This is a genomic window from Amycolatopsis sp. NPDC051106 (genome assembly GCF_040682775.1).
Taxonomy (GTDB): Bacteria; Actinomycetota; Actinomycetes; order Mycobacteriales; family Pseudonocardiaceae; genus Amycolatopsis.
Map to the genome: position 1 here is coordinate 159,258 of NZ_JBFBBQ010000004.1, position 12,828 is coordinate 172,085.

The following is a 12,828-nucleotide window of genomic DNA, read 5'->3' on the forward strand; positions in this document are numbered from 1 at the left end:
CGTCCCCTCCGACAGGCAACCACACCCAGGAGGATGGCATGACCGAGCAGGACGACAAGCGGATTCGCGAACTGGTGGCCGCCCGCGCGACGGCGATGACCGAGCGTGACGCCGAAGCGCTCGCCGCGCAAAGCGCGAAGGACCTTCGCGCGTTCACCCTGGCCCCGCCGCTCGTGCACCACGGCGAAGACGTCGAGGCCCGCAAGGCCTGGTTCGCGGGCTTCGACGGCCCGATCGAGTACGAAGTCCGCGACCTCGAGGTCACGGTCGGTGGCGACGTCGCCTTCAGCCACGCCCTCAACCGGCTCTCGACGACGCCGAAGGGCATGCCGCAGCCGTTCGAGCTGTGGTTCCGCTCGACCCTCGGCTTCCGCAAGCAGGACGGCGAGTGGCGGATCACCCACGTGCACGACTCGACGCCGTTCTACATGGACGCCACGATGAGTGCCGCGCTCGACCTCAAGCCGTGAAAAAGGGTGACCGGCCGGGACGAATCCCGGCCGGTCACCCGGAAGAGAACCTCAAAGGATCTCGGCGGACGTTCCGACGTCCGGCGGGCCCAGGTCGGGGTTCAGCGCCCCGGTGAGCTCGACCAGCTCCGCCTTCACCTCGTGCGGCTGGATGCGCCCGTCGCGGATGTCCTCGGCGTAGTGGCACGCCACCCGGTGACCGCCGCCGATCTCGCGCAGCTGCGGGCGGTCGGTGTCGCACAGGCTCGCCTGCTTCCACGGGCAGCGCGTGTGGAAGCGGCAGCCCGACGGCGGGTTCGCCGGCGAAGGCAGGTCACCGGCGAGCAGGATCTGCTCGCGGGTGTCCTCCACCTGCGGGTCCGGCACCGGGATCGCCGACAGCAACGCCCGCGTGTACGGGTGCAGCGGTTCCCGGTACAGCGAGTCCGCGTCGGTCTCCTCGACCAGCGCGCCGAGGTACATCACGCCGATGCGGTCGGAGATGTGCCGCACCACCGCGAGGTCGTGCGCGATCACGACGTAGGTCAGGCCGAGCTGGTCCTGCAGGTCCTCCAGCAGGTTCACCACCTGGGCCTGCACCGAAACGTCCAAGGCGGACACCGGCTCGTCGGCGACGATCAGGTCCGGCTCCACCGCCAGCGCCCGCGCGATGCCGATGCGCTGGCGCTGCCCGCCCGAGAACTCGTGCGGGTACTTCCGCAGCGACGTCTCCGGCAGGCCGACCGCGGACAGCAGCTGCCGCAGCCGCCGCTGGGTGGCTTCCTTGTCCTTGTCGAGGCCGTGCGCGTGCATGCCCTCGAGCAGGATCGACTCCACCGACTGCCGCGGGTCCAAACTGGACAGCGGGTCCTGGAAGATCATCTGCATCCGGCGCCGGGCCTTCCGCAGTTCCTCACCCTTCAGCTTGGCGACGTCGGTGCCGTCGAAGACCACCGAACCGGCGGTCGGCTCGCTGAGCCGCAGGATCGCCCGGCCCAGCGTGGACTTGCCGCACCCGGACTCGCCCACCAGGCCGTAGGTTTCGCCGCGGCGGATGGACAGGTCGACACCGTCGACCGCGTAGACGTGGCCGACCGTCCGGTCGAACACGACCCCGCTCTTGATCGGGAAGTGCACCTTGAGGTCGCTGACCTCGAGCAGCACGTCACCAGCAGGACGGGTCATCGGGCTCCTCCTCCCGCCGCGACCGCCGGCCGCACGGGGTTGTGACAGCGCAGCAGGCCGCCCTGGTCGGGCGCCAGCTGCGGCTGGACCTCGCGGCAGACCGGCAGCGCGTTCGGGCAGCGCGGTGCGAAGGCGCACCCGTGGTCCCACGGGATGTTGTCGGACACCGAACCGCGGATGGGCACCAGCTTTTCGCCGCGGCCCGCGTCGAGCCGCGGGATCGAGGCCAGCAGGCCGTGCGTGTACGGGTGCCGCGGCTCGGCGAACAGCTGGTGCCGCTGCGCCCGCTCCACGATCTTGCCGCCGTAGAGCACGTTGACCTCGTCGCACAGCCCGGCGACCACACCGAGGTCGTGCGTGATCATGATCAGCGCGGTACCGGTGTCCTGCACCAGTTCCCGCAGCAGGGCGAGGATCTGCGCCTGGATGGTGACGTCCAGGGCGGTGGTCGGCTCGTCCGCGATGAGCAGCCGCGGCCGGCACGCCAGCGCGATCGCGATCAGCGCGCGCTGCCGCATCCCGCCGGAAAGCTGGTGCGGGTACTCGGAAAGCCGGCGCGACGGGTCCGGGATGCCGACCTTGTCGAGCAGGTCCGTCGCTTCGACCGTCGCCGCCTTGCGGGACATCCCGCGGTGGCGCTCCAGCACCTCGGTGATCTGCAGCCCGATCGGGATGACCGGGTTCAGCGAGGACAGCGGGTCCTGGAACACCATGCCGAGGTCGCGGCCGCGGCGGTCGCGCATGTCCTTGTCGGACAGCTTGAGCAGGTCGGTGCCTTCGAAGCGCACCGAACCGCTGACCTTGTTGCCGCGCCGGGCCAGCAGCCGCATGATCGCCAGCGACGTCACGGACTTGCCGCAGCCGGACTCGCCGACCAGGCCGACGGTCTGGCCCGGTTCGACGTCGAAACTGACGCCGTCCACCGCGGTGAACGGCCGCTCGCCACGGCGGACGAAGTCGACCTTCAGGTCACGGACTTCAAGGAGTGCCATGGTTTCTCACCGCCTGTTCTTCGGGTCGAGGGCTTCACGCAGGGACTCGCCGAGCAGCGTGAACCCGAGCGCCACGATGATGATCGCGATCGCCGGGTAGTACGCGAGCTCCGGGCGGACGTCGAGGAACTGGTGCGAGGCCTTGCCCAGCATCAGCCCCCACTCCGCACGCGACGGGTCCGGGTCGCCCAGACCGAGGAACGACAGCGCCGCGGCCTCCAGGATCGAAGTGGCCAGCGTGAGGGTCGCCTGCACGATGACCGGGCCGAGCGAGTTCGGCAGCATGTGCCGGAACACGATCGCCCCGCGCTTGACCCCGAGCGACGTCGCCGCCAGCACATGGTCGGCGTCCCGCTGCGACAGCATCGAACCGCGCAGCAGCCGGGCGAAGATCGGCACGCCGATCATCGACACGGCCAGGATGACCGTCCACTGGCTCGGCTTCGCGAACAGCGCCGCGATCGAAATGGCCAGCAGCAGCGACGGGAACGCCAGCATGACGTCGACCAGTCGCATGAGGACGGTGTCGACCCAGCCGCCGAACGCGCCCGCGAGACCACCGATGATCACGCCGATGATCACGCCGACGATCGTGGCGAGCACCCCGACGATCAGCGTCTGCTGCGCGCCGGCGATCAGCCGCGACAGGAAGTCGCGGCCGAAGTCGTCCACGCCGAGCGGGAACCCGGACTGGGCGCCCGGGATGAAGTTCGGCCGGATCTGGTCGCCGAGGTACTGGACGTCGGGGTCCTTCGGCTCCAGTAGGGGCGCGAAGATCGCGACGATGAGGAACACGCCGGTGATGACGCCACCGGTGATCGCGACCGGGCTGCGCAGCATCCGGCGGAGCGCGTCCGCGCCGAGGCTGCGCCCGCTCGCCGCGGCGAGCTTGTCGATCGGTTCCTTCTTCTTGTTGAGCAGAGTGTTCATCGCACACGCACCCTCGGGTCGATGATCCCGTACGAGATGTCGACCAGCATGTTCACCAGGACGTAGACCACGGCACCGAACAGCAGGAGTGCCTGCAGCCGGGGGTAGTCACGCCGTTCGATCCCTTCGGCCAGCAGGAAGCCGAGGCCGCGGAAGTTGAACACCCGCTCGGTCAGCACGGCGCCGCCGAGGAGCGCGCCGGTCTGCAGGCCGATGGTCGTGACCACCGGCAGCAGGCCGTTGCGCAGGACGTGCCGGGTGCGCACCACCTGCTGGGTCAGGCCCTTGGAGTTGGCCGTGCGGATGAAGTCCTCGTTGAGGACGTCCAGCACCGACGCGCGGGTGATCCGGGTGATCACCGCGAGCGGGATGGTGGCGAGGGCGAACGCGGGCAGGATCAGGTGCTTGATCGCGTCCCAGACGGCGTCCCACTCGCTCGTCATGATGCCGTCGAGGATGGCGAAGTTTGTGATCGCCGTGGCGTCGAGCCCCGCGGCCTGACGGCCTTGGGACGGCAGGCCCAGCGGCGCGGCCAGGAGGTCCTGCATCATGTAGCCGAGGAAGAAGACCGGCACCGCGACGCCGATCAGGCTCAGCACGATGACACCGTTGTCAACCGGCCCGCCGCGGTACCGCGCGGACAGGTAGCCGGCCGGGATGCCGATGACGATCGCGATGATCATCGCGGAAAGACCGAGCTCGATGGTCGCCGGCAGGAAGGTGACGATCTCGCCCATCACGGGCTGGGTCGACACCAGGGAGTTGCCGAAGTCGCCGGTGAGCGCCCGGCCGAGGAATCCGAAGTACTGCACGAAGATCGGCTGGTCGAGGCCGAGCACGTGGTTGAGGTTGGCGATCTTCTCCGGCGTCGCCTTGTCGCCCAGGAGGGCGGCGGCGGGACCACCGGGCAGGGACCGGAGCCAGGCGAAGACCAGGATGGACAGGATGAAGAGCGTCGGGATCGCTTGTAGCAGCCGACGCACGAGGAAACGGAGCACTTGCAGTCCTTTGTTGCCAGCCCGGGATCAGGCGCAGGGGGTGGGTGCGGTAGCACCCACCCCCTGCCTTTGGCTGAAATCCTTCGTCAGCTCACGGTCACGGTGTTGAAGCGCTCGTCGGTGAGCGGGCTCGCCACCAGACCCTTCACCTTCGGGCCGACCACGATGGCCGGGGTCGGGTACGCGATCGGGATGGCGGGGAGGAAGTCCATGATCTTCTTGTTGACTTCCTGGTACGCCTTCGCGTGGGCGTCACCGGCGGGCGAAGCGTCCGCCGCGCTCAGAGCCGCGAAGAGCTCCGGGTTGTTGAACCCGAACTCCTTCTTCTCGCGGCCGAAGAACGTGCCGACGAAGTTGCCCGCGTCGTTGTAGTCACCGGTCCAGCCGAGCAGGTGGAGGTCCTGCTTGCCGGCCTTCTGCACGTCGTCCTTGTAGCCACCGTTCCACGGCTCGGCGTGGGCCTCGATCGTGACACCGATCTTCTTGAGGTCCTCGGAGATCGCCGTGAAGGTGTCCGCCGGGTTCGGCATGTACGGCCGGCTGACCTCGGTCGGGTAGTAGAACTTCAGCGTGAGGTTCTCCGCGCCGGCTTCCTTGAGCAGGCTCTTCGCCTTGTTCACGTCGTACGGGTACTTCGTGACGTCGTCGGTGTAGCCCGAGATGACCTTCGGGACGAACTCGGTCGCGACCTCGGAACCCTCGGCCAGCTTCGACTTCACGAACTGCTCGCGGTTGATGCCGTAGGCCAGCGCCTGGCGGACCTTGACGTCCTTGAGCTTCGGGTTGTTGGCCTGGTTGATGCCCAGGTACAGCACGTTGAACGACGGGCGGATGAGCACCTGCTCGCCGTCGTTGCGCAGCAGGCCGTAGTCCGCGGGGCTCGGGTAGTCGTAGCCGTTGATGTCGCCGGCCTTGAGCGCCTGCTTGCGGGCGTTCTCGTCCGGGATCACCTTGAAGATCAGCTTGTCGAGCTTTGCGGGCGACGGGCTGGTGTCGTTGCGCACCAGGGTGATCTCACCCTTGGCCTGGTCCCAGCTCTCGAACTTGAACGGGCCGGTGCCGACCGGGTGCTTGTTCGCGTACTCGCTGTAGGTGAACGAGTCGCCGCTCTGGGTGACCTGGTCCGCGTTGTACTGCTTGAGGGCGGTCGGGCTCTCGATGGAGAACGACGGCAGCGTGAACGCCGCCGGGAACGCGCCCTTGGCCTTGTTCAGGTTGAGGACCGCGGTCGTCGGGTCCTTCGCCTCGCAGCTCTTGTAGACCGGGTCGCCGCTCGCGTCGCCCTCGTTCTTGGCGAAGCCCTCGAAGACGTCGCCGTAGTAGATCATCTGGCTCTGGGCGGCGGCGCCCTTCATGTTGTACCAGCGGTCGAAGTTGAAGCAGACCGCCGTGGCGTCCATCGGGGTGCCGTCGGAGAACTTCACGCCGGACTTGAGCGAGAACGTCCAGGTCTTGCCCTCGTTGCTCGACTCCCACTTCTCGGCGAGAGAAGGCTCGAGGTCGGCGGTGCCCGGCTTGTTCTGGATCAGCGTGTCGTAGATCTGCCGCGTGATCCGGAAGGTCTCGCCCTCGTCGTTGAACGTGGGGTCGAACATCTTCGGGTTACCGGCCGCACCGAAGATCATCGTGCCTCCGGTACCACCCCCGGCGCCCTCATCACGCTTGGATTCCGCACAGGCGGACAGCGAAACCGCGAGCGCGCCGGCGAGCCCGATCAGGGCCACGCGGCGTGTTCGGGTCAGCCGCAATTGCTGCATCTGGCACCCCTTGGGAGATGTTCGGGTTCAAAGTCACCGTCCGGTCGGTCAGGAACTCGACGGACGATCGGTGTGCTCGCCGACACTAGCGGGAACTCGCCCCAGGCTTAAGTACGTGAGGTTACGATCGCGCTACGTGGGCGTCGATTTGACCGCAATGTGTCCGTAAATCACGACAGACTGTGACCATTTGCGGCCGACCACTCCGCCTGGTGGCGGATCCCTAACTCAGATGGCGGTACCAACGTTAGCCCGGTCGTGTTGGCCGGGGTGACTTGTCTTGATCGATCCATAGTGGTCTGTTCACGCACCGTGACGGCTCGGTTCCGACGAAAGTCGGGTATCGGCGGCCGCGGCGGTGCCGTCGACGGCGAACCAGCCGCGCTCGAACCGTTGCCAGCGGCCCAGTTCGGCCCGTGCGGCCTCGCCGTCGCGCGCCACTGCCCTGGCCAGCCGCGCGCTCTCCGAACCGCCGGAGAGCCAGCAGAGGTGCGAAAGCAGGGGTCTTACCGAAGTGCGGCCGCACGAGACGCCTTCCAGCACCAGGACTTCCGGCACGGGCACCCGGACGAGCTCACCCGGGCGGGGTGCCCCACCTGTCCAGTCCATCCGCCGGTAAGCGCCTTCGACGCCGTTCGCGAGGGGTTTCAGGACGCCGTCGACCAGCTGTGGCCACCAGGAAACCGGGTCGTCCCACGTCGCGAAGGCGTCGGTGCTCACCAGCTCGGTCCGGCACCCGCGCGCCCGCAGCCCGGCGGCGATCCGAGCGGCCAGTGTGGACTTCCCGGCGCCCGACGGGCCGTCGACGGCCAGCAGGCGCACCGCCCCCAACCGGGCCGGCGCGGCGAGCAGGGCTTCGATCACCCGGTCACTTGCTGACGCGCTCGACCTCGGGAAGCCCTTTGACGTCGTCGGGCGCGGTGGTCCGCGCCTCCAGCTCGGTGATCCGGGCGGCCAGCTCGCGCTTGGCGTCCTCGAGCTCGCACCGCAGCAGCGCGGTCTCCTCGACCGACGTGCGCACCTCTTCCTCCAGGTGCCCGACCTCGGTGGACAGGTGCAGCGACACCAGGGCCAGCACGACGCCGGCGAGGAGGAAGACGAAGTTCGACGGTGTCTGCACGCCGGTGTGCTTGGCGAGGAACTCGGCCGCCTGCGGCAGCACCGCGAGGACGACGACGCCGGAGGCGACCACGAGCCAGACGCCCGCGTACTTCTCCCGCAGCTTCCGCCGCCGCATCATCTCGAGGACGACGAACAGCACGACGCACGCGACGACGATGCTGAGGATGCGCCAACCGTCCATTGCAGTTCCCCTTACGCCGAGTCGGAGGAGTCGACCGCGGGCCGGCGGCGCACGAGCGCCAGCAGCAGCGCGAGCCCGGCCCGGCTCAGGTAGACGGCCGATTTGACGGGCGAGTGGCTGGGCGTGCCGCCCGCGCGCTCCCGCATGACGACCGGGATCTCCTTGATGGCCAGCTTGGCCCGGATGGCCATCACCAGCGATTCCACGGTGTCCCCGAGGTACTCCGCCGGGTAGTAGCCGGCGAACAGCTTGATCGCGCGCGGCCCCATCGCCTTGAACCCCGACGTGACGTCGGTGAGCTTGGTCTTCGCCAGCCGCGAGAACACGAGCGAAAGCGCGACCATCGCGTACTTGCGCGGCCCGCTCGCCTTGTACGAGCCCTTCCCGGCGAACCGGGAGCCGATCACGATGTCGGCGTCGTCCAGGCCGCGCAGCAGCGCGTCGAGCTCGTCGGGGTCGTGCTGGCCGTCCGCGTCCACCTGCACGACCACGTCGTACCCGCGGGCGGCGGCGTAGCGGAAGCCGGTGCGCATCGCGCCGCCGACACCGAGGTTCACCGCGAGGCGGGCCACTTCGGCCCCGGCCGCGCGGGCGAGCTTGGCGGTGTCGTCGACCGAGCCGTCGTCGACGACCAGCAGGTCACCGCCCGGCAGGGCGCGTTTCACCTGCTCGATGACCGAAGCGACGCTCGCGGACTCGTTCAGCGCGGGCATCACGATGAGCACGCGGCGGCTGGTCACGGAGGTGCTGGACACGCGATCACTCTAGCCTTTCACTACCGGTTACCGGCCCCGGACCCTGGAGCCGCACCAGCCGCGACGACGCCCTGCTGGCCTTCGATCTCGTAGACGGACGCGCCGGGGTTCTGGAAGACGAGCTTGAAGCCGGGCGTGGTGTCGAGGTGGCTCAGGCCGGGCCCGCTGTTGGTGTCCTTCGTGACCTTGCCCTTGCCGACGAAGACGTACCGCACCTTGAGGTCGGTGAGCAGTTCCCGCACGTGCGGGAACTGGTCGATGTCGTCGAGGTAGATGCTGAGGTACCCGGCCGGGGTGTCGAGCTCGGCACCGTAGAAGGTCCATTCGACCGGCTGGACGCCGTCGAGCGCGTACATCCAGACCGAGCCGTCGGCCTTGCCGTTCATCACCCGCTCGCCCGGCGCGACGTGCGCGGCGAGCCAGTCGAACGCCTGGCGCTCGTCGTTGCTGACCGTCGGGCCGCCGCTGTAGTTCTGCTGCAGGCGGGCGGCGTTGCGGCCGATGTACCCACCGCGGCTCAGGCCGCCGATGACGACCACGAGCAGCACGACGCCGACCGTGGTGAGCGTCGCCGGGGAGACGTTCGGCAGCCGGCCGCCCGCCTTGCGCCCGATCCAGCGGGCGGCGGTGTCGGTGAACTCGCCGAACGCGACCGCGCCGGCCAGCGGGACCAGCGCGCCGATCCGCCAGTGGTCGTTGTAGAAGATGCCGGTGAGGGTGTGGATGAGCGGCGTCTCCAGCGACACGGTGGCCGCGAACAGCCCGCCGAACACGACGTAGGCGGCGACCATCCACAGCATCCGGCGGTGCTTCACCAGCAGGAAGATGCCGATCAGGGCGGGCACGCCGATCCACCACTGCGGGAACGCGGCCATCGGCGAGAAGGTGAGGGTCTCCCCGAGCCCGCCGCTGACCGTGGCCTCCGACGCCCAGAACGCGCTCGTCACGCCACCCGCGTTGTACAGCGAAGGCAACGCCAGCGGGAGCCCGCAGACGGCGGCGAGCACGACCGTGGCCCCGAGCGAGGCCCCCGACCGGCGCCAGTCGATCCGCTCGAACCGGAACAGCACGGCGAGCAGGATCAGCAGGAAGTACACGACGACGACGAACGCGACGCTGGTGTGCAGGCCGATCAGGCCGGCGACACCGATGCCGATCGCGACCGGGCCGGCGAGCCCGCGCGGCTCCAGCAGCAGGCGCCCGAGCGCGAGCATCACCGGGATCAGCGCGACGCCGGCGACGTAGGGCCAAAGCGGGCCGCGCCAGAGCGAGTCGTACGGGAAGTTGGTGAACGACGCCGACACCGCCGCGGCCGCGGCGACCGCGAGCGCCGGCATCCGCCACACGTGGCACATCGCCGCGACACCGATCGGCACGCACAGGATCACCGTGAGCGCGCCCATGTTCAGCGTCGGCATCATCGCCAGGCCGGCCTTGTCGAAGACCAGCGCGAGCAGGGCGTGGTAGGTGTCCGGGTAGAAGTAGTTCGTCTGGTCCGGCAGGTTCGCGATGGTGCCGACGGTCGACGGCCGGGCGTCGCCGTGCTCGGCGATCCAGCGGACCAGGTTGGCGTGGAACGGCGCGTCCCAGCCCTGCTGGACCTGGTTCAGGCCGCGGGCGCCGCGCAGGAACGTGACGATGCCGACGAGGCTGCCGGCCAGCACACCGGCCCCGATCAGGAGGTGCTCGCGCAGGGACCGGGCGGGGGGCGCCGCGGCGGCGTCCTTCTCCGCCCAGTCCGGGTGGCGCCGGGCGGTGAAGCGCAGGACGGCGAACGAGAGCCCGAAGCCGGCGACCGAAAGCACGAGCGTCCACAGGGCGACCTCGGGCATCGACCAGCGGATGCCGAGCCCGCCGAGCACCGGCACGCCCAGGCTGACGATGCCGAACGTCAGGATCGGCGCGGCCGCGGCGAGCAGCCAGCCGCGCAGCCGGATCGCGGCGCCGAAGACGAGGCCCGGCAGCCAGAAGGCGAGCACGACCAGAAGTACGTTCATGGTTTTCCGCTGTCCAACCTCACCGGCGATACCCCGCCGACTCCTGTCCCCGGTCCGGCCGGGGTCACCCTACTGGGACGTCCGGGGCGCGCCGCACGTTGCCCGGACGTCGCAAGACGAACATCAACACGACCACGAGACCCAGCGTGGGCCCCCCGGCCAGCCCGGCGACCGCCTTGAGGATCGGGTCGCCCGGCACGAGCAGCAGCGTCGCCGCGGTCGCGACCGCGACCACGGCCCAGGTGACGAGGACCTTGCTCGCCTCCTTGCGGGCCACGAGCACGGCCGTCATCAGCTGCAGCGCGGTGAGCAGCACCGCACCCCACACCATCCACGCCACCCACCAGCCCCGGGCGACGAAGTCCGAGCCGTAGAGCAGCGAAACCAGCCACGGTCCGATCAGCCAGCCGACCAGGGCGCCGACGACACCCAGGGCGACCGTGCCGAGGGCGCCGAGCGCGAGGAGCCGCCGCAGCCGGCGCGTGCCCTCCTCGGTGCCGGAAAGCCGGACGACCGTCGGCACCGCGAGCGCCTGCAGCGGGGAAAGCAGCAGGAGCGGCACCCGGGACACGGTGAGCGTCGCGAAGAGGACGCCGACGTCGGCGTCGGACCCGCCCGGGGCGAGCAGGCTGACCATCGCCGGGTAGCCGGTGATGACGCTGGCGGTCAGCGCGGCGCCGGTCAGCAGGACCAGGATCCGGGCGGTGACCGGCCCCCAGCCGTCGCCGTCGGCGTGCGGGTCGACCAGCCCGGAGACCGGCTTGACGAACAGCAGCCAGGCGAACGAGCCGGTCGCGGCCGCGATCGCGAACGACGTCACGCCGGTGAGGCCGGCGGCGGCGATCCCGAACAGGACGACCACGCGGACGGCGGCCTCGGCGACGACCAGCCCCGAGTACGGCTTGATCCGCTGCTGCCCGACGAGCAGGCCGCGGGCGGCGAACTGGCAGGCGAACGCGACCGCCCCGAAGAGCACGATGACGCCGAGGGCGGTGTTCCCCGCGTACAGCCGGTCCGAAAGCACCGGCACCACCAGGGTGAGCCCGGCCACGACCGCCACGGTCGCGGCCCCGACGGTGAGGGCGCGCAGCGCGGGCTTGCCCGCCTTGCCGCCGTCGAGCGCGGCCACCGCCGACTGGCGGGACAGCTCCTGCTCCAGCGGCGACAGCGCGCTGCCGAGGCCCATCAGGATGCCCCAGAACGACAGGTAGACCTTGCTGTTCTCCGGCCCGAGCCAGCGGGTGGCGACCAGCGTCAGCACGTAGCCGAGCGCGATCGCGACGAGCAGCGAGATGCCGATCTTCCCGGCCGAGCGCCCGGTTTCCTTCGCCAGGCTGCGCCCGTCTGTCTCGTCGGACTCGTGGGTCACCGGTGAGCTCATCGTCCCCGCCGCCGGTGGGCACGCAGCGCCATGACGAGGCCACGGACGGCACCGGCGCCGAAGCCGGCGCCGAAGACCGGGGCCAGCTTCGCGACGGCCTTGGCCTCCGCGTTCGTCGCGCCGAAGCGTGTCACGGCCGCCCCGGCCGCGGCCGACCCGGCGGCCGCGAGCACCACGGCCGTCTTCGGCTTCCGCAGCGCGAGGCCGAGGCCGAGCACGCCGACGCCGAACGCGGCGAACAGGCCGTTGCGGGCCGGGCCCGGCGAGCCGAGGTAGGAGTCCACGAAGGTCGTCCCGCGGAAGTACGCCTGGGCGGCGAACTTCTTGAAGCTCTCGCGCCCGTGGTAGGTCGCGGAGAACTCCGGCGCGAGGTAGATGCGGTGCCGCTCGGCGATCCAGCGCAGGACGCCGGTGTCGTCACTGGCGAAGCGCACGTCGTCGAACAGGGAAACGAAAGCGTCCGAAGCCGACTCGAGAACCGCGCGCGGCGCGGAAAAGAATCCGGTGCCCTTCGGGAACAGGTCGAACTCTTCGATGCCGAAGGACATCAGGCGCGGATTCGCGCAGTACCGGCGCCAGGGAATCTTCACCAGCCCGGCCATGAAACCCGCGTACGGGTTGTCTTCGGAAGCGACGTTGACGTGGCCGTTCCAGACCGTCCGCTCGGGGTGGTCGACCAGCTGGTCGCGCAGGAAGGTCAGCGCGCCGATGTCCACCACGACCCGGCTGTCCAGCAGCAGAATCTGGTTCCCGGAGGCCTTGGCGATCCCCGCCCGCCGCGCCTCGAAGCGGCCCGAGTTGGCCTGGCTGAGCACGGTGATGCCGTGGCGTTCGCGCAGCTCGTCGAGCCGCGCGGGGGTGGCGTCCGTGCTGCCGTCGTCGACGACGACGACCTCGATCGGCCAGCTGGCCTCCGTCGCGGAGGCGAGCAGCGCGCCGACACTGCGTTCGATCCAGTCCTGCTCGTTGCAGACCGGGATCACGACGCTGAGCGAGGGGAGGAGCGGGTTCGCACTCACCGGGCCGAGGCTACCCGGCGGCCCCCGCGGCGGGTCGGCCAGTATCCTTGCGCCACCGCACC

The 12,828-nt window shown here is 69.9% G+C and carries 12 protein-coding genes; 1 reads left to right on the top strand and 11 read right to left on the bottom strand.

Annotated features, from left to right (window positions below):
- The first annotated feature begins 38 nt into the window (after positions 1-38).
- Positions 39-470, top strand: coding sequence for a nuclear transport factor 2 family protein (locus tag AB0M83_RS05260; protein WP_364512738.1), 432 nt, complete (start codon positions 39-41; stop codon positions 468-470).
- Positions 471-521: 51 nt separating this feature from the next.
- Here the strand turns inward: AB0M83_RS05260 and AB0M83_RS05265 are convergent, their stop codons facing one another.
- From AB0M83_RS05265 to AB0M83_RS05315, 11 genes are all read right to left on the bottom strand, one after another.
- Positions 522-1,634, bottom strand: coding sequence for an oligopeptide/dipeptide ABC transporter ATP-binding protein (locus tag AB0M83_RS05265; RefSeq protein WP_364512741.1), 1,113 nt, complete (start codon positions 1,632-1,634; stop codon positions 522-524).
- Complete coding sequence (locus AB0M83_RS05270) at positions 1,631-2,626, bottom strand: ABC transporter ATP-binding protein (protein ID WP_364512744.1); 996 nt, start codon at positions 2,624-2,626, stop codon at positions 1,631-1,633. The genes AB0M83_RS05265 and AB0M83_RS05270 overlap by 4 nt, the downstream gene beginning before the upstream one ends.
- A gap of 6 nt (positions 2,627-2,632) precedes the next feature.
- On the bottom strand, positions 2,633-3,556 hold the full coding sequence (locus AB0M83_RS05275; RefSeq protein WP_364512747.1) for an ABC transporter permease: 924 nt from the start codon (positions 3,554-3,556) through the stop codon (positions 2,633-2,635).
- Complete coding sequence (locus AB0M83_RS05280; protein ID WP_364512750.1) at positions 3,553-4,554, bottom strand: ABC transporter permease; 1,002 nt, start codon at positions 4,552-4,554, stop codon at positions 3,553-3,555. Before AB0M83_RS05280 ends, AB0M83_RS05275 begins: the two co-directional genes overlap by 4 nt.
- A gap of 86 nt (positions 4,555-4,640) precedes the next feature.
- Positions 4,641-6,311: an ABC transporter substrate-binding protein gene (locus tag AB0M83_RS05285; protein WP_364512753.1), complete on the bottom strand. Its 1,671-nt coding sequence runs from the start codon at positions 6,309-6,311 to the stop codon at positions 4,641-4,643.
- A gap of 303 nt (positions 6,312-6,614) precedes the next feature.
- Complete coding sequence (locus AB0M83_RS05290) at positions 6,615-7,175, bottom strand: uridine kinase (RefSeq protein ID WP_364512755.1); 561 nt, start codon at positions 7,173-7,175, stop codon at positions 6,615-6,617.
- A 4-nt stretch (positions 7,176-7,179) separates the two neighbouring features.
- Positions 7,180-7,614 carry a DUF2304 domain-containing protein gene (locus AB0M83_RS05295; protein ID WP_364512758.1) on the bottom strand — a complete coding sequence of 145 codons (435 nt, stop codon included), beginning with the start codon at positions 7,612-7,614 and terminating at the stop codon, positions 7,180-7,182.
- Between the two features lie 11 nt (positions 7,615-7,625).
- Positions 7,626-8,369 (bottom strand): glycosyltransferase family 2 protein, encoded by a 744-nt coding sequence (locus AB0M83_RS05300; protein WP_364512760.1) that lies wholly within the window; start codon positions 8,367-8,369, stop codon positions 7,626-7,628.
- A gap of 20 nt (positions 8,370-8,389) precedes the next feature.
- A complete protein-coding gene (locus AB0M83_RS05305) occupies positions 8,390-10,366 on the bottom strand; it encodes a DUF6541 family protein (protein ID WP_364512763.1) in 1,977 nt (658 codons plus the stop codon).
- 64 nt (positions 10,367-10,430) lie between these two features.
- The gene (locus AB0M83_RS05310) at positions 10,431-11,735 is read right to left on the bottom strand and encodes a hypothetical protein (protein ID WP_364512765.1); all 1,305 of its coding nucleotides are present in this window, start codon (positions 11,733-11,735) and stop codon (positions 10,431-10,433) included.
- A gap of 8 nt (positions 11,736-11,743) precedes the next feature.
- Positions 11,744-12,766 carry a glycosyltransferase family 2 protein gene (locus AB0M83_RS05315; protein WP_364512768.1) on the bottom strand — a complete coding sequence of 341 codons (1,023 nt, stop codon included), beginning with the start codon at positions 12,764-12,766 and terminating at the stop codon, positions 11,744-11,746.
- Positions 12,767-12,828 lie beyond the last annotated feature (62 nt).